This window comes from Deefgea salmonis, assembly GCF_020531905.1.
GTDB lineage: Bacteria > Pseudomonadota > Gammaproteobacteria > Burkholderiales > Chitinibacteraceae > Deefgea > Deefgea salmonis.
Genome location: NZ_JAJAWG010000004.1, coordinates 91,413 through 114,028, shown reverse-complemented (window position 1 = coordinate 114,028; position 22,616 = coordinate 91,413). Strand labels below are relative to the sequence as shown.

Here is a 22,616-nt window from a genome sequence, read left to right as displayed (position 1 = left end):
ATTACATAATGTTCATTAAAATACATACACTAGGTATATTAGATGTGGCGTAGCAAACTTACTGCGTTGGCCATGCCAGCAATGGTGTTAATGGTGTTGGGCATGATGATTTTGCCCTTGCCGCCGGCGGTGCTCGACTTCTTTTTTACTTTTAATATTGCGCTATCGATCATCGTGTTGATGGTCAGCTTATATACCCATAAACCACTCGAATTCTCTAGCTTTCCGACCGTGCTCTTGATGACGACGCTACTGCGTTTGTCGCTCAATGTCGCATCGACCAAACTGGTACTCACCGAAGGTCATGCTGGCGGTGATGCCGCCGGTAAGGTTATTGAATCTTTTGGTCACGTACTGATTGGCGACAATATCGCCGTCGGGATTGTCGCCTTTGTGATACTGACGATTATTAACTTTGTCGTCATTACCAAAGGCGCTGGGCGAATTGCCGAGGTGTCAGCGCGCTTCACCTTAGATGCCATGCCCGGGAAACAAATGGCAATTGATGCCGATTTGAATGCCGGTTTGATTGGCGAAGAAGAAGCGCGCACGCGACGCGCGCAGATTTCTGATGAGGCCAATTTCTTCGGCTCGATGGATGGTGCCAGTAAGTTCGTCCGGGGTGACGCCGTCGCCGGTATTTTAGTGATGGTGATTAACCTGATTGGTGGCTTACTCGTTGGCATGTTGCAGCATGACATGCCGTTTGCCGATGCGGCCAAAACCTACACCCTACTCACCATCGGTGACGGTTTGGTAGCCCAAGTCCCTGCGCTGATTATTTCGGTGGCCGCCGGTATCGTCGTTTCTCGGGTCGGCACTGACCAAGACTTATCCGATCAAATTTTAGGCCAATTATTTGCTCGCCCGCAGGTGCTGTATGTCACTGCTGGGGTTTTGGGCATTCTGGGTATCATTCCGGGCATGCCGCATATTGCATTTTTAATGATGGCCGCACTGGCTGGTGGCTTAGCTTGGTTTGCCGAACAAAATATCCTCAAGGCCGCAACAGCCACCGCCACCGGCGGCGCACTGCCAGCAGGCGCAACCCCTCCGCCACCGACGGATGCGCCATTACAAGAAGTCAGCTGGAATGATGTGCAAACCGTCGATCCGGTTGGGCTCGAAGTCGGTTATCGGCTGATTCCTTTGGTCGATCGCAATCAAGATGGTGAGCTATTGCGCCGGATTCGCGGGATTAGAAAAAAAATCGCCCAAGAATTGGGATTTTTAGTACCGGCAGTGCATATTCGCGACAATCTCGAACTGCGCCCCAACCAATACCGAATTCAACTCAAAGGCGTCGACGTTGGCGCTGGCGAAGCGTTTGTTGGGCAATGGCTGGCGATTAATCCGGGCAATGCCGCTGGCACTTTGCCTGGCGCAGCCACCACCGATCCGACGTTTGGTCTGCCTGCCACTTGGGTGGACGCCAGCTTACGCGATCAAGCGCAAGCCATGGGCTACACCGTGGTCGATGCGTCGACCGTCATCGGCACGCATATCTCGAATATGTTGCAATCGAACGCCGCTGAATTACTCGGCCGTGAAGAAACCCAAGCGCTGGTCGATCACTTTGCCAAAGAATCGCCCAAGTTGATTGAAGAGCTGGTTCCCAAGGTGGTGCCGATTGGTACGTTGCAAAAAATATTGCAAGCGCTACTGGAGGACGGACTGCATATTCGCGATTTACGCACCATCATCGAAACGCTCAGCGAGCACATTGTACGAACCGCCGATATCGACGAATTAACCTCGGCAGTGCGGGTCGCATTAGGGCGCTCGATTGTTCATCAATTATTTGCTGGAGAACAAGAGCTCCAAGTTGTCGCATTAGAACCACAACTAGAAAGCATTTTACTCTCCGCCGCCAGTGGCAAATCGCAAGGTGGCCTCGAGCCCGGCCTTGCCGAGCGCTTACTGCAACAAGCCGCCGCTATGACCGAACAGCTGGAAATGCAAGGCATTAATCCCGTTTTAATCACCCCCGCCCAGTTAAGGCCGATGTTATCGCGGTTTTTACGCCGTTCAATTCCCGGATTACGCGTCATCGCGCATACCGAGATTCCAGATAACAAAACTTTACGCATCATTAATGTCTTAGGCGCTTAAAACGGCGGAGCATCCCCCGCATAATCGCCAACAATCCTTTGCCTTGATGACGCGATTCAATTGTGCAGAAGTACAGGAACAGTGATAATCATGACTCGATACCTTTCTGGCACACACTTAAGGCCCAATAAAACTGGGGCCATTCTGGGTTGTGAGTTGATCGTTTAAGGCTGATTTTATGGATGCAATTTAAAGCGGGAACGCGGTGATCATAGTTTTATATGCTGGTTAAAAAATTTTTTGGTGCGACCACCCGTGATGCGCTACGCCAAGTTCGTGATGAACTCGGGCCAGATGCATTGATTCTGTCCAACCGGCAAGTGGCCGGTGGCGGCATCGAAATCATGGCCGTTGCCGACGCGGACGTTGCGGCACTCACCAGCGTTCAGACCGTTGCAGCCGCGCCCAAACCGGCAACGCGTGCGGCGCAAAATGGCGCACGTTTAATGAGTTCCGCGCAGCAAACGCCCGTTGCTCCACATATTTCCAAAGCTTTAGCCCGCTCGTACGCCATTCCTGACGATGAGCAAGAGCCAACGCTCGACGATGTGCCTTATGAAATCCCCTCTGTATTGCGCAGTAATCGCGCGCCAAAAACCAGCGCCGCACTACGTGCCGAAACTAGCAATGAAGTCCCTTTCACCGATTACATCAACCGCCCTGAAGCCGCAGCTCAAGCCCCACAGCGACCTGAAACCAAGTCACGGCCACGCGAGTCCGAATTAAATACCGAAGCAGAACGTCGCCCGATACCACCGCGTCGCCCGGCGATGGCCGAAAAACCGCTGCCCACTTTTAGTTTTGATGATGCCAGCCCCAAAAACGCCGCCCCTGCTGTTGATCAAGCGGCGATGCAAGATATTGCGCGTGAGATTCGCATGCTTCGCGGCTTATTAGAGAGCCAAATGGCAGGCATGGCGTGGGGCGAATTATCCAAACACGCCCCTGAAAAGTTAGAAATTTTGCGCCAATTACTCGGCGCTGGCTTTTGCGCCGCACTTTCGCGTCAGCTCATTGATAAAATGCCAGCCGCGATGAGTTTAGATACCGGCATGAAATGGGTTAAAGCCGCGCTCACCCATAATTTACCCACCGTCAGCGCCAAAGACGACATCGTTGAACGTGGTGGGGTGTATGCCTTAATCGGCCCAACTGGCGTTGGCAAAACCACCACCGTTGCCAAGCTGGCGGCGCGTTGTGCGCTCACCTACGGGCCACAATCGGTCGCCTTATTGACCACCGACAGCTACCGAATTGGCGCGCACGATCAACTGCGAATTTATGGCCGAATTTTGGGCGTGCCGGTGCACGAAGTTAAAGATGAAACCGATTTACAACTCACGCTCGGCGAACTCACCGATCGACATTTAGTGCTGATCGACACCGTGGGCATGGGCCAGCGCGATCAACGCATCGGTGAGCAATTGGCGATGTTTGGGCACGATAATGTCGGCACGGTGTTGTTATTGTCAGCCAATGCCCAAGCCAGTACGCTCGATGATGTGGCTCGGCGCTATAAAAACAGCCATTTAGTCGGCTGCATTTTAACCAAGCTCGATGAAACCATGGCGCTCGGTGGCTGCCTGGACGTGGCGATTCGGCATAAATTGCCACTGCACTTTGTGACCAATGGCCAGCGTGTGCCGGAAGACCTGCATCGGGCGAATTTGGCCTATCTGGTGGATCGCGCCTTTCGCAATCAACAAGAAAATAGCGTCTTTCAATTGCATAAAGACGAATACCCACTGTTTATGAGCACGCAAGATATTCCAACCGATTTTAGCCTTGCCACTTCACCACGATGAGTGTGCTTTTAAGTCATTTCCCAGTAGGACCACATTGTGCCTAAACGCTGGCCAGACCAAGCCGCAGGGCTACGGCAACTGGTCGCTACGCCCAGCTGCCGAACCATTAGTTTATCGGGTGGCCGTGGCGATGCCGGCACCACCAGTTTGGTCATGAATTTAGCTGCTGCCTTGGCCGAAAGACAAAGGCAAGTCGTGGTATTGGATGAATTTACTGGCCTACACAATATGGCGCACCGCTTGCATTTAACGCCGGGCGTTGAGCTTGAGCAGGTATTACGCCGTGAAGCGCGCTTAATCGACACCTTAATCGAGAGCCAATATGGCTTTGCGATTTTACCGATTGCCGCGCCAGCGCACTTATTGGCTCAGCTCAACGACAACGAGCAACGCGGATTGGCGAATGAGTTTGCGCAACTGACCGAATCGCTGGATTATCTACTGCTCGACACGCGCCCAGCGGTGGCCCAAGGCGTGCCGAGTCTATCGCTCGCCGCGGATGATGTGGTCATCGTGCTATCGAATCGCGCCGAATCCCTCACCGATGCCTATGCCACCATTAAGCAATTGGCAACCGAATATGCGCGGCGTGATTTTCGAGTACTGGTCAATCGTGTCGCCAGTTTAGGTGAAGCCATGACTTTATTTGACCGGGTTCGCGCAGTAGCCCAGCAATATTTGGGGGAAGAAATTCAACTCAAATTGATTGGTTATGTGCCTGAAGATGAATGGCTCAACCGCGCCACGCGCCTTGGTCGGCCTGTGCTAGAGGCTTTTCCTGACGCGGAGGCCAGCGCGGCGATTCGCCAGTTGGCCGATGCCTTATTACGCTGGGCTCCGCCGCGCCAAGCGCAAGGCAATATGGCCAGCTTTATTTATCGTTTAATCGAATCATCGCGCTTACTCGCCAATCGAATCGATCATGCCGCTTACTGAAGCCCAATTACGCCCCACAACCGCCACTCACTTTGAGCTTGGCGGCGATTTAACCTTAGCGACCAGCAGCGCGCTATGGCTGCGCATTCAGCAACAGCAATGGGCAGAGACGGAGATTGACGCCAGTGCCGTGCAAAGTATCGATGGCGCGGGGGCGGCGTTATTATTTGAATTACAGCAGCGCGGCGCACGCATTTTAGCCCTACCCGCGCAAGGACAGCGGCTACTCAATGCGCTGTCTCCTGAGTTGCCATTATTAAAACCCACGCCCCAACCCGCCCAGCACCTGATCACCCGATTCGGTTCGCGCGTGCGCGCCGCCAATGCCAATTTTTATTTGCAAATTAGCTTTCTTGGCGCCATCTGCGCTGCGTTATGGCAGAGTCTGCACGCACTAAGGCGCTTTCGCTGGCGCGAATTTGGTTTGCAGTGCGAGCTCGTCGGCGCGAATGCCGTGCCGATTATTACTTTAATCTCTATCTTATTTGGCGTGATCCTCGCGTTTCAATCGGCGATTCCAATGCGGCAATTTGGCGCTGAACTGTATGTCGCCAATTTGCTCGGGCTGTCATTAATTCGTGAACTCGGGCCGTTAATTACTGCGATTTTATTGGCTGGCCGCACTGGCGCGGCTTTTGCCGCTGAACTGGGCACGATGAAGGTCAACGAAGAAATCAATGCGCTGGTCACTTTTGGTTTTGACCCCATTCGATTTTTAGTCTTGCCGCGGTTATTGGCCGGCGTATTAATGGCCCCACTACTGACCTTATTTGCCGAAGTCGTCGGTCTCTTTGGCGGCGCTTTAGTGATGAAAGGCTTTGGGATTCCGTTTGCCACCTATTATTCGCAAATCGCCGGGCAAGTGAACTTAATCGATTTGCTATCGGGCCTGAGTAAAGCGGCGATTTTTGGCTTTATTGTCGCCGCCGTCGGTTGCTATCGCGGCCTTGCCGCCGGCAATGGCGCAAGTGCCGTCGGCGCAGCAACCACCCAAGCGGTGGTACAAATCTTGGTGTTATTGGTCGTCGCCGATGGTTTATTTGCCGTGGTGGCTTACCACATGGGTTGGTAATAATGAGCGCCTTAATTGAAGTGCAAGGCTTAACGTGTGGTTATGGCAACAGAACTATTTTAAAAGACGTCTCCTTCAGCATTGAGCGCGGTGAAGTGGTGGCGATTTTAGGCGGATCAGGTTGTGGTAAATCCACCTTGCTCAAGCACCTGATCGGCCTTTATTCGCCACAAGCTGGCAGTATACGGATAGCAGGTAATGAGCTGGTGGGCACAATTGGCGAGGGCCGCGAGGCAATACTGCGTCATCTTGGCGCGATGTTTCAAGCTGGCGCTTTATTTGGCTCAATGAGCGTACTCGACAATGTGATGCTGCCTTTGCAAAGCTTTAGCCAACTTGACGCGCCAGCAATCGAAATCATTGCTCGTCTTAAATTACGCTTGGTTGGACTAGAAGCCTTTGCTGACTATGCCCCCGCCGAGCTTTCGGGTGGGATGCAAAAACGCGCTGCGATTGCGCGGGCGATGGCGCTGGAGCCGGAAATATTATTTTTAGACGAGCCTTCTGCTGGTTTAGATCCGCTCACCTCGGCCGAGTTGGATGCACTGATTCGCCGCATTGCCGAAACCCAGCACGTTACCTGTGTGTTAGTAAGCCATGAATTGGCCAGTATTCATGCCATTGCCGATCGCGCCATTATGTTAGATCGATCCACACAAGGCATTATCGCCATTGATACCCCACAGGCACTGGCACAATCGAGTGATGAACGCGTCAATCGCTTTTTTAACCGTGGCCAACTTCGTCTCGTGCCGCACAATTGCGCCGCCAGCGAGCCAACCTTGCAAGGCTAAACCATGGAACAAAGATCTAATTTTCGCTTAGGCTTATTTATTCTCGTCGCCATTACCCTCGCCGCCGGACTGATGATTGCACTCGGTAGCGGCAAATGGTTTCGCCAGCAATTCATGCTAGAGACCTACTTTAATGAGTCGGTACAAGGCTTAGATATTGGCTCTAAAGTACGCTATCGCGGCGTGGTCGTAGGAGAAATCAGCGCGATTACTTTTACTTACGCCCGCTACCAACAAGCACTGCCCAGCGCACAGCGCTATCAATACGTTTTAATCGAGTCGCGTTTAAATACCGAAATGATGAGTGGCAAAGGTTTTCCTGCGCCAACGCAAGCCACCCTTGACGCGGAGATCGCCAAGGGTTTACGCGTTAAAATCGCCCCGCAAGGCGTTACTGGCACCAGTTATTTAGAAATCGACTACATGGGTGCCAATGCCGGCCGGCCCTTGCCGATTGCTTGGACGCCAGAACAACTGTATATCCCGTCCAGCCCCAGCACCGTCAATCAAATCGTCACCGCTACACAAAACTTAATCGCCAAAATGCAGCATGTCGATATTGAACAAACCATGGCCAGACTCGATCAATTGCTGCTCACCGCAGAGCAAAAACTCGCACCACTGCCTTTACTGAGCATGAGCGAAAAAATGAATACCGTTTTAGATCACGTCGGCCAATTGCCGTTGGCCAGCATGGCCAAAGAAACCCAAGCCTTACTGCTTGAAGCACGGCAAACTAATCAAGCGTTACAAGAAATTCTAACGCAACCTGGTTGGCGCAGTGCGCCAGCCGATTTAGCCATTGCCGCCGAAAGCGCTAAAAAAATCGCCACCGACCCGCAAATTGCCAGCACATTGCAACGGATTGACCGGGTTAGCCAACGGCTCGATCGTCTGAGCAGCCATCGCGAAACCGATGTAGACGCCTTGATTGAACAACTCAGTAGCGCCAGTTTGAGCCTGCAACAATTACTCAACAAAGCCGAGCAACAGCCTAGCCAGTTGTTATTCTCTAACCCGCCGCCAGTCTATACGCCGCCAAAACCATGAAAACCATCCTGACTCTTTGCTGTATCAGCGTCTTATTATTCGGCTGCAGCAGCACCAAGCCGCCGCGTAAGGATTTTTTACTGTCGACTTTGCCAGCTAGCCAATCCAGCCCTGCGCGCTCAGCAACGCCGCATTTTAACGGCAGTTTGCAAGTTCAAGATTTGCGTGCGCCCTTGCCCTACCGCAGCACCTCGTTGATTTATCGTGAAAGCGCGCAGCGCTTTGTCCTTGACCCCTACAACGGTTTTCTCGCGCCGCCGGCCCAGCAAGTGAGCGACCTGAGCCGCGAAGCCTTGGCCGCCAGTGGCTTATTTACTGCCGTGTTACCAGCAGGCAGTAGCCTGATGCCAAACTGGCGCTTAGAGGGTGAATTACAAAAGATATATGTCGATGTAACCAACCCTGCGCAGCCCAGAGTGACCCTCAGCGTGCGTTATGCCTTAAGCCAAATCGAGCACAATACACCGCGTATTTTTGAGTTTACGCAAACCGAAGCCATCGTTGACGCCAGCCCCGAGCAAGCTGTGATTGGCTTTAATCGCGCTTTAAACACTATTTTATTGCAACTAGAATCGTCGCTGCTTACCGTAAACACACCGTAGTGAGCTACACTAAGCAAGACGCCACTTAATTGAATGCCATGTCAGCCCATCGCGCGCTCTCTCTTTATCGTCGCACCCAAAATAGCAGCGAAGATCTTCGTGTTGAAAAGCACGCGCCTTTGGTGCGCAAAATCGCCTATCACATGATGAGCCGGCTGCCGGCCAGCGTTGACGTTGACGATTTAATTCAAGTCGGTTTAATTGGCTTAATGGAAGCTGCGCGCAATTTTGACCCCGATGCGGGTGTGCAATTTGAAACCTTTGCCAGTCAACGCATTCGCGGCGCCATGCTCGATGAATTACGCAACGCCGATTGGTTACCACGCCAAGCGCGGCGCAATATGCGTGAAATCGAACGCGCGACCGTGCAATTAGAGCAAGTTTTAGGCCGCGCGGCCTTAGAGTCTGAAATCGCGCAAAAAATGAATCTGCCGCTCAGTGAATATCAAGACATGCTTGGCGACGCGCGCGGCCATCAGCTATTGCATTATGAAGATTTCGAACAAGATGGCGACAATGATCCGCTCGATCAATATGCCGCCGACACACACCAGAATCCAGCGCAAGTACTCACCGACGCTCATTTTCGCGCGCAACTCATTGCGGGTATTGGCTTGTTGCCGGAACGAGAAAAACTGTTGATGGCGCTGTATTACGACGAAGAACTCAATTTAAAAGAAATCGGCGCGGTACTCGGCGTTTCAGAATCACGCGTTTGCCAGCTGCATAGCCAGGCGATTGCCCGCCTGCGCGGCAAATTAAAGGATTGGCTGAGCTAATGGATAAAATCAGCGTATTTGGCGTTATTTTAGGGCTTGTTGCTATTATTCTGGGCCAATGGTTAGAGGGCGGCCATATCAGCTCATTACTGCAATTTACCGCCTTTTTGATTGTCATGGGCGGCACGGTGGGTGCGGTGATGCTGCAAACGCAAATGCGCCACTTTATTGCTGGCATTAAAATGTTGCGCTGGATTTTTTTCCCTCCGGCAATGGATTTCAAAAAACTACTCGCCACCCTAGTCAATTGGGCAACACAAGCGCGGCGCGGTGGTTTGCTGGCATTAGAAGCATTTTTTAATAGCGAAAAAGATCCCTTTGTGCGCCGTGGTTTACAAATGGTCGTCGATGGTGCCGAGCCCGAAACCATCCGCCGGGCGATGGAGCTTGATATTGACGCTTACGAAGATCAAGCGCGCGCCGCGGCTAAAATCTGGGAAGCGGCGGGTGGTTATTCTCCGACGTTTGGCATTTTAGGTGCCGTTTTGGGGCTGATTCATGTGATGGAAAATCTATCTGATCCGTCCAAATTAGGCGCCGGCATTGCAGTGGCTTTTGTGGCAACGATTTATGGCGTTGGCGCCGCCAATATGTTTTTCTTACCCGTGGCCAATAAATTAAAGCACTATATTTTGCTCGAAGTGCGACGCCGCGAAATGGTCGCCGAAGGGCTGGTCACCATCGCCAATGGTGAAAATCCCCGTTTGCTAGAGAATAAACTTGCTGGTTTCTTGCATCACTAAGCCACACATGACGAGGCTCTATTGACGTTTGGTTTGCCGAGAAAATCGATCTAGCGCGGCGCAAACCCAAACATTAGTAGACCCTAGGTATATCACTCCAAGCTTTAATAAAAAAGGGCCACATAGACATACCCATAGATACTAATGGTTTATGTGCCTACGGCATGAGTCATGTACTACGGCCATTCGTGACGAGCGCGGTATGCTATCCATACAAAATCTGAATATCACCCATCAATATCAGTCAGCAATTCAATATTGCACTGAGCCAAGCAGCGTTGTTTTTTCTTCTTACCTTACTATCGCCTATAGTTAAAACCGAATATTGACTTAAGGTATGCCATGCTTTGGCTGATTCGCGTCCTCATACGCAGCATTGCAGTATTGGATTTACTGCTGTTTACATTGCTGATGCTGTTGCTTGCCGCGTTACCACACGCCCTCATTCACGCCATTTATCCGCGTTTATTTCAAGCATGGTGCCGCTGCTTTGTTCGCGCCTTAGGTGTGCAATTGCGCTTACATCAGCACGCGCCCTTGCCAGCACAATATATTTTAATCGCCAATCATCCATCGGCACTCGAAGACGTGGGCATTCCGGCCTTATTTAAGGTGCGCAGCTTGGCCAAAATCGAAGTTCGTGATTGGTTTTTAGTGGGCAAAATTGCCATAGCGGCAGGTACTTTATTTGTACGCCGAGAAGACAAAGCCTCACGGCAAGCGGCTTTGGCTGAGCTGATTGCAGCCGTCAACGCCGGTGACAATATCGCGATCTTTCCCGAAGGCGGATGTCACGGCCGGCTATTGGCAGAGCGCTTTCAGTTTGGCGCTTTTGCAGTTGCCTTCGCCACCAACACGCCGATTGTGCCGGTGTTTTTACATCATGAAGCGCAAATCAGCTTTGAATGGCATGCTAATGAAAGCCTGTTGCAAAAAATATTCGCCATTTTTACCAGTCCCAATCCTGTCGTGCACTACCATGTTTTTCCGGCACTGTACCCTGCTGACTTTGAGAATAAAGAAATCTTTTGTGAAACCAGTTATCAACATTACCTAACTTGGCAGAAAAGATATTTAATTTAAATGTTTCAATTGTGATGATTGCCATCACAATGCGATTCATTTACACACCGCAAAGCGCAAGCTTGCCCTTATAATCGCCATAGATTCTCGTTCCTTGATATATATATGCCCTTATTTCGCAAGAAAAACGTCGCCAATGTCTCGACCCGTGCCGCCTTACCGCCAGGCATGGCGAATTTACTGCGCGAGTCATGGTGGTTAATTTTAGTCGTTTTACTCGCCTACTTAGTCCTCGTACTGTCGAGCTACCATCAAGCCGATCCAGGTTGGTCGCACAGCGCCACTGAAGCCAAAATTTATAATCGTGGCGGCAGTTTGGGCGCTTGGCTATCCGATGTGCTGCTGTATACCTTTGGTTTTTCGGCTTGGTGGTGGACGGTGTTTTGCTTGGCCGCCATTTTATGGGGCTATCGCCGTATTGATCGCGTCGCCGAATCGTCACGCCCCGTGGTTTTTTTAGCCTGCAGCGGTTTTTGCCTGATGCTCATCGCCAGTAGCGCTTTTGAAGCTTTGCGACTGCATTCTTTAAGCGCCCCGCTGCCTTATGTTCCCGGTGGCATGTTGGGCTTAACGGTAGCCAGTTGGATGACGCTTAGCCTTGGCTTTAGTGGTGCCACCTTATTTTTAATTACCCTCTTTGGTTTTGGCGTTTCATTATTTACTGGGCTGTCTTGGTTCAATGTGATGGAAAACATCGGCACGGTCGCTGAAAATAGTTTTTTCAACGCACTCAATGCCATCCAAGCCGCTAAAGATCGACGCATCGGCCGCGAAACAAAAAAAGCCCGTGATGAGCAAGTGGTTGCCGCCAAACAAAAGCAAGCCGGTAAAGAGCCGCTGATGATTGAACCCGCGCAACTAGATATCCCAATTGCACGCCAAGTCGAAAAGCGCATTGTGAGAGAAAAGAAAGAACAAGAAAAACAACAAGCCGAAGTGGCCAAGCAAGCTGCACAGCCTTTGTTATTTGCTGAAGATGATTTGCCGCCGGCCCCGATCAAACGCGCCAATGTCAGCAACAAAACCGATGAATCACTCCCCGCGCTGGGCTTACTCGCTCCCGCATTGCAATCGCAAGAAACCATTAGCAAAGAAACGCTGGAATTTACGTCGAGGCTGATTGAACGCAAATTGGCCGATTTTAATGTCGAGGTTAAAATTGTCGCCGCTTACCCTGGCCCAGTGATTACCCGCTATGAAATCGAGCCTGCCGTTGGCGTGAAAGGCTCGCAAATTGTGAATTTAATGAAAGATTTGGCGCGGGCACTGGGCTTGGTCTCCATTCGTGTAGTGGAAACCATTCCCGGCAAAACCTATATGGGCTTGGAACTCCCCAACCCGACGCGGCAAATGATTCGTCTTTCCGAGATTTTATCTAGCGAGCCGTATCACGATATGAGTAGCAAACTGACGATTGCGCTCGGTAAAGACATTACTGGCAAACCGATTGTCACCGATCTAGGTAAGGCGCCGCATATGTTGGTGGCAGGAACGACCGGCTCAGGGAAATCGGTCGGCGTGAATGCGATGATTTTGTCCTTGGTCTACAAAGCCACGCCAGACGAAGTGCGCTTTATTATGATCGACCCCAAAATGCTGGAGTTATCCATCTACGAAGGCATTCCGCATTTACTCGCGCCAGTCGTTACCGATATGAAGCTTGCCGCCAATGCACTCAATTGGTGTGTTGCGGAAATGGAAAAACGTTACCGCCTACTCAGCGCGATGGGCGTGCGTAATCTTGCGGGTTACAATCAAAAGATCAAAGACGCCGAAAAAGCCGGTAAACACCTCACCAATCCATTTAGCCTCACCCCGGACGATCCTGAGCGGCTAGAACATTTACCTTTTATTGTCGTTGTCGTTGATGAATTTGCCGATTTAATGATGGTCGCCGGTAAAAAAATTGAGGAACTCATCGCCCGCTTAGCGCAAAAAGCCCGTGCCGCAGGGATACATTTAATTTTGGCGACCCAGCGCCCGTCCGTCGACGTGATTACCGGTTTAATCAAGGCCAATATTCCAACGCGATTGGCGTTTCAAGTTTCAAGTAAAATCGATAGCCGAACCATTTTGGATCAAATGGGCGCCGAAGCCTTGCTCGGGCAAGGTGATATGTTATTTTTACCACCGGGCTCTGGCTATCCACTCCGAATTCACGGTGCATTTGTTGCCGATGATGAAGTCCATCATGTGGTTGATTACCTAAAATCTTTAGGTGAACCCAATTATATTGATGGCATTTTAAACGGCGGCTTTGATGCTGAATCCGCCGCAGGCAGTAGCGGGAATGCCGATGCTGGCGAAGCGGATGCGCTGTATGATGAGGCGGTGGCTTTTGTACTTAAAAGCCGCCGCGCATCGATTTCATCGGTACAGCGGCAACTGCGTATTGGTTACAATCGCGCAGCGCGCTTGATTGAGCAAATGGAAAGTGTCGGATTAGTCAGTTCTATGGAAACAAATGGCAACCGGACTGTACTTGCGCCACCAATCAGTGAATAATGTCGCCTGAGCATTTTCGCGATGCATTATGTTGTAAATCAGTCACTTCAGCGACTAAAGTCTGGAGTTTTTTTATTAATGGACTTGAATCGAATCTTCACTTTGTGATATAAACGTGGACTTTTCCAGTTCCGAACGTCAGGACAGAATCATGGCACGAGTATGTGTAGTCACGGGCAAAGGCCCAATGACAGGGAATAACGTTTCCCACGCCAATAACAGAACTAAACGCCGCTTCCTACCGAACCTGCAATCCCGCCGGTTTTGGGTTGAGAGCGAAAACTGCTTTATCCGCTTGCGCGTTTCGACCGCAGCTCTGCGCACCATTGATAAGAACGGCATCGATGTGGTTTTGGCAGATCTGCGCGCGCGCGGCGAACTGTAAGCTAAGGACTATAAATCATGCGTGATAAAATCAAGCTAGAATCTTCTGCTGGTACAGGTCATTTCTACACCACGACCAAGAACAAACGTACCATGCCAGAAAAAATGGAAATCAAGAAGTTCGATCCTGTTGTTCGTAAACATGTGATCTACAAAGAAACTAAACTGAAGTAATTCAGTGCAGTGACGCCATACTCGAGAACCCCGCTATCCTTAGCGGGGTTTTTGTTATTTTCCACATCAACAATCGCGCTCAACTCAGCCATGCCTATCGCCACAAACTAAAAACAACTCAAGGTATACGCTCAAAGAGCAATATTTACCTAGTTCACAGACCAATACCTACTATTGACCAAAACATTCTGATTCTTCCTGCCATGTCGTACGCAAGGCTTTAATCAGCATGTCGATCATCGGGTCGTTCTCTCGATCACTCGAATAAATAAACTGCAACAAAGCCCGCGTCGCCACTTCCCCATTACGCCACAATACAATCGAGCCATCAGCGGCATAACGATGCGCGGTGCGCTCAGCCAAAATCGCAATCCCTACCCCGGATTTAATCAATTCAAGCAGCGTAGCCTCTTCATCAAATTCACCGACTAATTTCGGGGCGATATTTTGACTGCGCCACAGCTCTTGGGAAATATCGGCCAGACTGGTAAATTGCGATAAACCCAACCACAAAGCCGAGCCTAAGGTTTTCCAATCTGCATCTTGTAAATACGCCATCGATGGCGGCAATGCCACACAAAAGCCAATCTCACTCAATGGCACAGTGTTGACATTTTGGTACGGGTTTCGACCCAAATAAAACCCAGCATCGAGCATTTTTTTGCGTACTTCGTTCAAGATACCCACCGAGATCCCATGCGTGGTTTGCACGGTCAATAAAGGATAGCTTTCACGCAATTGCGCCAACCAAGGGCCCAGTTTTAAACGCCCTGGTACGCCTATTGTGCCAATTCTGACTTTACCTTTGGGTTCATTTTGCAACGCTTTAGCCCGATAAAGCAGACTGCGGGCTTGAGATAAAATCTGCTGAGCATCCGGCAGAATTAATTTTCCCGCCTCTGTCAGTTGCACGCCGCCGGGATAACGCTCAAACAGTGCGACACCAAATTCTTCTTCCAACGCCTTAATCTGTGCCGTGACTGCCGGCTGGGATAAATGCAGCAATTCAGCGGCTTGCGTAAGATGCCCCTGCTGCGCCACGGTAACAAATGTGCGAAGTTGATAGATTTCCATCCGCCGATTATCACCTATTCCTTGCCTTTTTGTGAACTAAGAATGCTCGACATGTAGCTTTAAAATCAGCAATTACACACAAATTAGTAAGGTATACGCAATGCAACATAAGTCGAACTGATTTAGAGCATCAAAAAATGCAATTAGCTTAAATTGCCCACTCTCACATAAATTAGCGCCACAACACCCATCTGGGTTTGACGATTGATTTATCCGAGGAGGCAACGCATGCAAGATCATACGATTGAACGCATTCAGCAGAACCCCAAATTTCAAGAGTTGGTGCGAAAAAAGTCCAGCCTCTCTTGGCTACTGTCTTTTGTAATGCTGGCGATTTATTACGGCTTTATTCTGGTGGTGGCTTTTTCGCCCGCCACGCTAGGACAATCGCTCTCCGGCGGCGTAACCACGATTGGTATTCCCATTGGCGTGTTAATTATTTTATCGGCGTTTGTCATTACCGGTATTTATGTACGTCGAGCCAATACTGAATTCGACCAACTGACCCGCGAAGTCGTTGAGGACGCGAAAAAATGATCAAATCAAATTTACAACGCCTGTCTCTCGCTAGCTTGATGCTCGCCAACAGCCTACCGACTTGGGCCGCAGGTGCCATTGAAGGTGCAGTTGAAAAACGCCACGATCTCAACATCCCTGCGATTGTGATGTTCTTGATTTTCGTCGCCTTTACCCTCGCCATTACCTACTGGGCAGCACGGCGCACTAAATCGGCCAAAGACTTCTACGCTGCTGGCGGCGGGATTAGTGGCTTTCAAAATGGCCTAGCGATTGCCGGTGACTATATGTCAGCCGCGTCTTTCCTCGGTATTTCTGCGATGGTGTTTGGTGTTGGCTACGACGGTTTGATTTACTCCATCGGTTTTTTGGTCGGCTGGCCTTTAATTACCTTCCTGATTGCCGAGCGTCTACGCAACTTGGGTAAATACACCTTTGCCGACGTGGCTTCGTATCGGCTATCGCAAACGCCAGTGCGTATTTTTGCAGCAACGGGCACTTTGGTTGTGGTGGCACTGTATTTGATTGCACAAATGGTCGGCGCGGGTAAATTGATTCAAGTGTTGTTTGGCTTGGATTACACCTATGCGGTAGTTTTGGTTGGCGTGTTAATGATTATGTACGTGACGTTCGGCGGGATGTTAGCGACGACTTGGGTACAAATTATTAAGGCGATTTTGCTACTGTCTGGCGCATCGTTCATGGCTTTTATGGTGATGAAGCACGTCGGTTTCAGTTTTGAAAACCTATTTGCGCAGGCTGTTGCCGTCAAACACGCGGGCGCCGAAGCCTTAGCACTCAAAGCCAATGTGGCTGCTGAGGCCGCTAAAATTGCCATCGCCAGCAATGCACCGAATGCATCGGCCGCTGTCGCCAGCGCTGCTGCAGCCTCCAAAGCCGCAGTCACTGCGGCTCACGCCAACATCATGGCACCCGGTGGTTTGGTTTCAAATCCAATCGATGCGATTTCACTCGGTATGGCCTTAATGTTTGGTACTGCAGGTTTGCCACACATCTTGATGCGTTTCTTTACTGTATCGAACGCCAAAGAAGCGCGTAAATCGGTGTTTTATGCCACCGGCTTTATCGGCTACTTCTACATTTTGACCTTTATTATCGGCTTTGGTGCGATTGTGCTGTTGTCGGGCGATGCGGGGATGAAATTTAAAGAAGTCTCTGGCGCCTTGATTGGTGGCTCGAATATGGCAGCGATTCACTTGGCTGATGCGGTCGGTGGCGATTACTTCCTTGGCTTTATCTCAGCCGTGGCGTTTGCAACCATTCTGGCTGTGGTAGCCGGTTTGACCTTGTCGGGCGCATCTGCGGTATCGCATGATATTTACGCCTCGGTCATCAAAAAAGGCAAAGCCAATGAAGCCGATGAAATTCGCGTTTCAAAAATCACCACCATCGGTCTTGGCGTATTGGCGATGTTCTTGGGAATTGCCTTTGAAAAGCAAAACATCGCTTTCATGGTCGGTCTAGCGTTCTCGATTGCGGCATCGGCTAACTTCCCAGTGCTGTTCTTGTCGATGTTCTGGAAAAACTTGACCACACGTGGTGCTGTGGTCGGTGGTTTTGTTGGTTTGATTACGGCCTTAACGCTGATTATCCTCGGCCCATCGGTTTGGGTTGAAGTGCTAGGTCACGACAAAGGCAGCGAATGGTTCCCGTACAAAAATCCAACCATCTTCTCGATGACGCTGGCCTTCATCACGATCTGGCTGGTTTCTGTTCTCGATACCAGCAAGCAAGCGGCAGAAGAACGCGCTAAATTCTTGCCACAATTTATCCGCTCTATGACAGGTATTGGCGCAGAAGGCGCAACTGATAAGCATTAAGAGCAGATACATCGCAACACGCCCTACTCGCTTCGCGATGTAGGGCGTTTTTGATGCTAGGTACACTATGTCGACGCTATTTGAGTTTTCTGCACTCCCTTATCGCAGCCTAAAGCCCAGTGAACGCGAACGCTTTGAAAACGCGCTCGATCTTCAATACTTTGCCAGTGGCCACACCGTTATTGCGGCTGGCGCACCGCACCATGCGCTGCTGATTTTAAACAAAGGACTGATTGCTGAAGAAGAAAACGGTGAAGTTTTAACCGTCTACAGCGAACAAGAAACCATCAATAGTAAAGCCTTACTCAATGAAACAGCCCAACAGCAATGGGTGGCCATTGATGACAGCCTAGTATTTAGTATTCCACGCGAATTAATTTTAGAGCTGATCCGTAGCAACCCACAGTTTGGCGCGTATTTTTATCAAGATATTGCCGTACGAATGACCGCCTTAGCGCAGCAAACCCCCGAAGAAAATGAATTACAAGCCTTGCTACTGGCCCCGGTGACGGCCGCTTATATCCATCCAGTCCAATGGCTGAGTGCCGATGCCAGTATTCTGGATGCCGCCCAACGTATGCAAAGCGCGCACTGCACGGCGGTGCTGATTAAAAACGCCGAACAGATTGGCATCTTTACTCAACGTGATTTACGCGACTTTGTGATCCGCGAATTACCCGCACGCAGCACCGCCATCGCCAACTATGCCCACTATCGTTTGCATAGCGTGGCCGACGACGAGCCCATCCATGCTGCCATGCTGTTAATGGCCAAGCACACCATTAGTCGGGTGATTGTGCGCCGTGCAGATGGCGCACTTGGGATTTTAGAGCAAGTCGACTTGTTGGCTTTTCTCACGCAGCATTCACACTTAATTCAAAGTCAAATCGAGCGCGCAGTGTCGATGGATGAATTGGCACAAGCGTGGTCGCACGTCGATAAACTGATCCGCCAGCAACAGCGCCAAGGCGTCAAAGTCACACTGATTGCCGATACGCTGCGTGAACTGCACCGCAAATTACTGGCCAAAACATGGCAACTGCTCGCGCCAGCAGAAGTCAGCGCCAATGTTTGTTTGCTGTGCCTGGGTTCAGAAGGTCGTGGTGAGCAAATTTTACCCAACGATCAAGACAATGCTTTGATTATCGCCGACGGCTTTGAACACCCCGATTTAGCCGCGATTTGTGCCGCATTTAATCAAGCACTGATTCGCTTTGGCTACCCGGCCTGCCCAGGCAAAATCATGGTTAACAATCCATATTGGCGACGCACTGAAAGCGAATTTAAAATCTTACTGGATGAATGGCAGGTGCAAACGCATCGCGAAAACATGCTGCATCTGGCCATTTGGCTCGACGCCTATCCGGTGTATGGCAATAAAGCGTTGTTTGCTCGGCTGCGCGATTATTTTTATCAAGATCTGGTCGAAAACGACAGTTTATTAGCGCACTTTGCTTTGCCGATTGAACAATTTGATACGCCACTGGGGTTTTTCTCTCAGCTACGCAGTAAAGGCGGCTTACTCGATTTAAAAAAAGGCGGCATTTTCACTTTAGTGCACGGTATACGCAGCTTGGCCTTGAAAGCAAAGGTCTCCGAGCGCAATACCTACCGCAGAATTGAAATGCTCAAACAAAAAGACATCCTCTCGCCAACATTAGCCAGCGATCTTCGAGAATCGCTCGCCTATTTGCAAAGCCTGCAATTGAAATATGGCTTAATCAAAGCACAGCAAGGCAAATTACTCGACTACGGTATTGAACTAGCTCAACTCACTACACTCGAGCGCGACTTACTCAAAGACACGCTCGCGGTAGTGAAACGCTTTAAACAAAGCATTGCCCATCAATTTAAATTGAATACCTTATGATCCAAACATTTAAATCTTGGCAAGCACGGCGGCAACTACGCGATCCACAGTTTCAATTTTTATTTGCCAAACCCGCGCCCAATGAATGGGTCAGTATTGATTGTGAAACCACCAGCCTCAATCCGAAGCAGGCTGAAATTTTATCCATTGCAGCGGTGATTATTCGCGGCAATACGATTTTAAAGTCCAGCAGCCAGCAATGGCTCGTCAAACCCAGTGGCGCGATTGATCCCAAAACAATCCCAATTCATGGCTTGCGCGCGCAAGACGTAGCCCATGGTTTAACGCTGCACGATGCGCTCACGCAATTGCTGTATTTCATCGGTAGTCGCCCGATTGTGGGCTATTACCTTGAATTTGATTTGGCGGTTATCAATCGACAACTCAAGCCTTGGTTGGGCATCGCGCTACCCAATCGAGCGATTGAGGTTTCTGGTTTGTATTACGACAAAAAAGTCAGCGCCTACCGCCCTGATGTCGATTTAAGCTTAGACAGCATGCTGACTGAATTAGATATACCCCGTTTAGCGCGCCACGACCCACTCAACGACGCAATCACTGCGGCGCTGATGTTCTTAAAACTCAAAGGCCAACACAATTGACTCACTTTCCCGCTGCTGGATGCCAAGCTATTGGCGAAATCAGAGACGAAAAAACCAAGTAATTCAATTCATTGCCCTGCACATCAGCCTGACTGATTTGCTACATCAAAAAAGACAATTAGCTTTCAGTACTGTAATCCCATAAATTTGATTTCAGATTATTTTCAATTCAGTGTCTTGCCTAAGGGGTTCACTCATGAGTGGTATCGATTCAGTCTTAAAAGAAAACCGTTTATTCCAACCCTCTGATGAATTTCGCACCAATGCGACGGTCTCAGGAATCGAAGGCTACAACGCGTTGTGCGACAAAGCGACTGCCGACTATGAAGGCTTTTGGGCTGATTTAGCACGCAATCTACTGAGCTGGAAAAAACCTTTTACCCAAATTTTAAATCAAGACAATCCACCGTTTTTTAAATGGTTTGAAGATGGCTTGATGAATGTGTCGTACAACTGCCTTGATCGTCATTTAGAAAGCAAAGCCAATAAAGTGGCGATTATTTTTGAAGCCGACGATGGCTCGGTGACTCGCGTGACTTACCGCGAGCTATATCACCGTGTTTGCCAATTTGCCAACGGTCTAAAAAGCCTGGGCGTAGTCAAAGGTGATCGCGTTGTCATTTACATGCCGCATACCGTAGAGGCGATTATTGCCATGCAAGCTTGCGCCCGTATCGGCGCGATTCACTCGGTGGTATTTGGTGGATTTTCGGCTGGCGCATTGCGCGATCGTATTCAAGACGCAGAAGCCAAATTGGTCATTACTGCGAATGAATCCATCCGTGGCGGCAAACCAACGCCATTGAAATCAATGGTCGATGAGGCTCTGGGTCTCGGTGGCTGCGATACAGTGACTAAAGTTGTGGTATTCCAACGCACCAGCAATAAACCAGAACACTGGAATACCGAGCGCAATGTGTGGTGGCACAAACTGGTGCAAGACCAAGCCGATGTGTGCGAGCCAGAATGGGTTGAATCTGAACACCCACTGTTTATTCTTTACACCTCAGGCTCAACCGGTAAGCCAAAAGGCGTGCAGCACTCATCAGCGGGTTACCTGCTCGGCACGCAAGTGACGATGAAATGGGTGTTCGATTACAAAGAAACCGACGTTTACTGGTGCACGGCCGACGTGGGCTGGATTACGGGTCACAGCTATATCGCCTACGGCCCACTGGGCATTGGCGCAACACAAGTGGTGTTTGAAGGTGTACCGACTTATCCAGATGCATCACGCTTCTGGCAAATGATTGAAAAACACGAAGTCACCACCTTCTACACCGCGCCAACAGCGATTCGCTCATTGATTAAACTCGGTGGCGATTTGCCAAAACAATATGATCTTTCATCACTGCGTCTGTTGGGCACCGTCGGTGAGCCGATCAATCCCGATGCATGGATGTGGTACTTTGAGACCATCGGTGGTGGCCGTTGCCCTATCGTTGATACTTGGTGGCAAACCGAAACCGGCTGCAATATGATTGCACCGTTGCCAGGCGCAGTCGCAACCAAACCGGGCTCTTGCACCTTACCCATTCCAGGCATTATGGCCGATATCGTCGATGAATCGGGCGCACCAGTCACAGCAGGTAAAGGTGGCTTCTTGGTGATTAGTAAGCCATGGCCATCGATGGTACGTAATATTTGGGGTGATTCTGAGCGTTTTGCCAAAACGTATTTCCCCGAAGACTACAACGGTAAATTGTATCTCGCTGGCGATTCAGCGCATTACGACGAAAACGGCTATATCTGGATCATGGGCCGCATTGACGACGTGCTGAACGTTTCTGGTCACCGCCTTGGCACCATGGAAATTGAATCGGCACTCGCCGCCAATCCATTGGTCGCTGAAGCGGCCGTGGTGGGTAAACCGCACGATATTAAAGGCGAAGCCGTGGTGGCGTATGTGGTGCTCAAAGGTCAACGCCCAGAAGGCGACGACGCCAAACGCATCGCTAAAGAGCTACGTGAATGGGTAGCGCATGAAATCGGCAAGATCGCGCAACCGGACGAAATTCGTTTCGGCGACAATCTACCGAAAACCCGCTCAGGTAAAATCATGCGCCGTCTGTTGCGCGATATCGCCAAAGGCCAAGAAATTACTGCGGATACTTCAACCCTAGAAAACCCTGCGATTCTTGAGCAATTGCGTCAAAGCGCCATTTAATCCAACATTAATCGAAAATTAATCGATTCACTTGATGCGCGTAGATCACCCCGTCCTTGTGGCGGGGTTTTATTTTGCCCTCACATTGACTCTGCAAGCATCAATCAGCAAAAAAGTCGAAGCGATTGATTTCGCTTCGACTTTTGATGTCGTTATCATGCCGAATAATGCAGCCAGATTAGCCGATTAATGCACTGCGCCGCTGGCCTCATCGACAAAAACCGTCCGTACTTCACCGGAAGTGCTCAGCACTTTGACTCGCCAAACAGTTTTATCGCCCTCGATAAATTTCTCTGCTGACATCACTCGAGCACCATTGGCTTTTTTCTGCGCCGCAGCCGCAGCCTCATCACGGCTCACCGCCGCCAATACCGAAGTCGCCATCAGCAGGCTGGCCATACACAACACAAATTTAACGCGCTTTTTCATGATGGGTTCCTTTCACTGATTTCTATTGTACCGCCATCGCGCAAGGAATAAATGTGAGTCTCCCTACAAATGACAAGG

At 50.2% G+C, this 22,616-nt stretch carries 20 protein-coding genes; 18 read left to right on the top strand and 2 right to left on the bottom strand.

What is annotated here, in order from left to right; genetic code table 11:
- Positions 1 to 42 precede the first annotated feature (42 nt).
- The 13 genes from flhA (at position 43) to rpmG (ending at position 14,039) form a co-directional block, all read left to right on the top strand.
- Positions 43 to 2,112: a flagellar biosynthesis protein FlhA gene (flhA, locus tag LG219_RS08590; RefSeq protein ID WP_226764092.1), complete on the top strand. Its 2,070-nt coding sequence runs from the start codon at positions 43 to 45 to the stop codon at positions 2,110 to 2,112.
- A gap of 221 nt (positions 2,113 to 2,333) precedes the next feature.
- Positions 2,334 to 3,917, top strand: coding sequence for a flagellar biosynthesis GTPase FlhF (gene flhF, locus LG219_RS08585; RefSeq protein WP_226764091.1), 1,584 nt, complete (start codon positions 2,334 to 2,336; stop codon positions 3,915 to 3,917).
- A gap of 36 nt (positions 3,918 to 3,953) precedes the next feature.
- Entirely contained in the window at positions 3,954 to 4,853 is a 900-nt protein-coding gene (locus LG219_RS08580; RefSeq protein WP_226764090.1) for a MinD/ParA family ATP-binding protein, read from the top strand.
- On the top strand, positions 4,840 to 5,925 hold the full coding sequence (locus tag LG219_RS08575; RefSeq protein ID WP_226764089.1) for an ABC transporter permease: 1,086 nt from the start codon (positions 4,840 to 4,842) through the stop codon (positions 5,923 to 5,925). The genes LG219_RS08580 and LG219_RS08575 overlap by 14 nt, the downstream gene beginning before the upstream one ends.
- A gap of 2 nt (positions 5,926 to 5,927) precedes the next feature.
- Complete coding sequence (locus LG219_RS08570) at positions 5,928 to 6,719, top strand: ABC transporter ATP-binding protein (protein ID WP_226764088.1); 792 nt, start codon at positions 5,928 to 5,930, stop codon at positions 6,717 to 6,719.
- Between the two features lie 3 nt (positions 6,720 to 6,722).
- Complete coding sequence (locus LG219_RS08565) at positions 6,723 to 7,769, top strand: MlaD family protein (protein WP_226764087.1); 1,047 nt, start codon at positions 6,723 to 6,725, stop codon at positions 7,767 to 7,769.
- On the top strand, positions 7,766 to 8,371 hold the full coding sequence (locus LG219_RS08560; RefSeq protein ID WP_226764086.1) for an ABC-type transport auxiliary lipoprotein family protein: 606 nt from the start codon (positions 7,766 to 7,768) through the stop codon (positions 8,369 to 8,371). Before LG219_RS08565 ends, LG219_RS08560 begins: the two co-directional genes overlap by 4 nt.
- Before the next feature lie 38 nt (positions 8,372 to 8,409).
- The gene (locus tag LG219_RS08555) at positions 8,410 to 9,150 is read left to right on the top strand and encodes an RNA polymerase sigma factor FliA (RefSeq protein ID WP_226764085.1); all 741 of its coding nucleotides are present in this window, start codon (positions 8,410 to 8,412) and stop codon (positions 9,148 to 9,150) included.
- Positions 9,150 to 9,893 carry a flagellar motor protein gene (locus tag LG219_RS08550; protein WP_226764084.1) on the top strand — a complete coding sequence of 248 codons (744 nt, stop codon included), beginning with the start codon at positions 9,150 to 9,152 and terminating at the stop codon, positions 9,891 to 9,893. The genes LG219_RS08555 and LG219_RS08550 overlap by 1 nt, the downstream gene beginning before the upstream one ends.
- A gap of 342 nt (positions 9,894 to 10,235) precedes the next feature.
- Entirely contained in the window at positions 10,236 to 10,976 is a 741-nt protein-coding gene (locus tag LG219_RS08545; protein WP_226764083.1) for a lysophospholipid acyltransferase family protein, read from the top strand.
- A 105-nt stretch (positions 10,977 to 11,081) separates the two neighbouring features.
- Positions 11,082 to 13,481, top strand: coding sequence for a DNA translocase FtsK (locus tag LG219_RS08540; protein ID WP_226764082.1), 2,400 nt, complete (start codon positions 11,082 to 11,084; stop codon positions 13,479 to 13,481).
- A 151-nt stretch (positions 13,482 to 13,632) separates the two neighbouring features.
- The gene (gene rpmB / locus LG219_RS08535; protein ID WP_173532261.1) at positions 13,633 to 13,866 is read left to right on the top strand and encodes a 50S ribosomal protein L28; all 234 of its coding nucleotides are present in this window, start codon (positions 13,633 to 13,635) and stop codon (positions 13,864 to 13,866) included.
- 17 nt (positions 13,867 to 13,883) lie between these two features.
- Entirely contained in the window at positions 13,884 to 14,039 is a 156-nt protein-coding gene (rpmG, locus tag LG219_RS08530) for a 50S ribosomal protein L33 (RefSeq protein WP_027469283.1), read from the top strand.
- 171 nt (positions 14,040 to 14,210) lie between these two features.
- On the opposite strand, the gene LG219_RS08525 is transcribed toward rpmG, so the two are convergent.
- The gene (locus LG219_RS08525; protein WP_226764081.1) at positions 14,211 to 15,113 is read right to left on the bottom strand and encodes a LysR family transcriptional regulator; all 903 of its coding nucleotides are present in this window, start codon (positions 15,111 to 15,113) and stop codon (positions 14,211 to 14,213) included.
- Between the two features lie 228 nt (positions 15,114 to 15,341).
- On the opposite strand from LG219_RS08525, the gene LG219_RS08520 reads away from it, so the two are divergent.
- The 5 genes from LG219_RS08520 (at position 15,342) to acs (ending at position 22,109) form a co-directional block, all read left to right on the top strand.
- Positions 15,342 to 15,650, top strand: coding sequence for a DUF485 domain-containing protein (locus LG219_RS08520; protein WP_182075558.1), 309 nt, complete (start codon positions 15,342 to 15,344; stop codon positions 15,648 to 15,650).
- A gap of 38 nt (positions 15,651 to 15,688) precedes the next feature.
- Complete coding sequence (locus LG219_RS08515; protein WP_226764184.1) at positions 15,689 to 17,470, top strand: cation acetate symporter; 1,782 nt, start codon at positions 15,689 to 15,691, stop codon at positions 17,468 to 17,470.
- A 67-nt stretch (positions 17,471 to 17,537) separates the two neighbouring features.
- Positions 17,538 to 19,340, top strand: coding sequence for a putative nucleotidyltransferase substrate binding domain-containing protein (locus tag LG219_RS08510; protein WP_226764080.1), 1,803 nt, complete (start codon positions 17,538 to 17,540; stop codon positions 19,338 to 19,340).
- Entirely contained in the window at positions 19,337 to 19,942 is a 606-nt protein-coding gene (locus LG219_RS08505) for a 3'-5' exonuclease (protein ID WP_226764079.1), read from the top strand. Before LG219_RS08510 ends, LG219_RS08505 begins: the two co-directional genes overlap by 4 nt.
- Positions 19,943 to 20,138: 196 nt before the next feature.
- Positions 20,139 to 22,109 (top strand): acetate--CoA ligase, encoded by a 1,971-nt coding sequence (gene acs, locus LG219_RS08500; RefSeq protein WP_226764078.1) that lies wholly within the window; start codon positions 20,139 to 20,141, stop codon positions 22,107 to 22,109.
- Positions 22,110 to 22,295: 186 nt separating this feature from the next.
- On the opposite strand, the gene LG219_RS08495 is transcribed toward acs, so the two are convergent.
- Entirely contained in the window at positions 22,296 to 22,538 is a 243-nt protein-coding gene (locus LG219_RS08495; RefSeq protein WP_226764077.1) for a PepSY domain-containing protein, read from the bottom strand.
- Positions 22,539 to 22,616 lie beyond the last annotated feature (78 nt).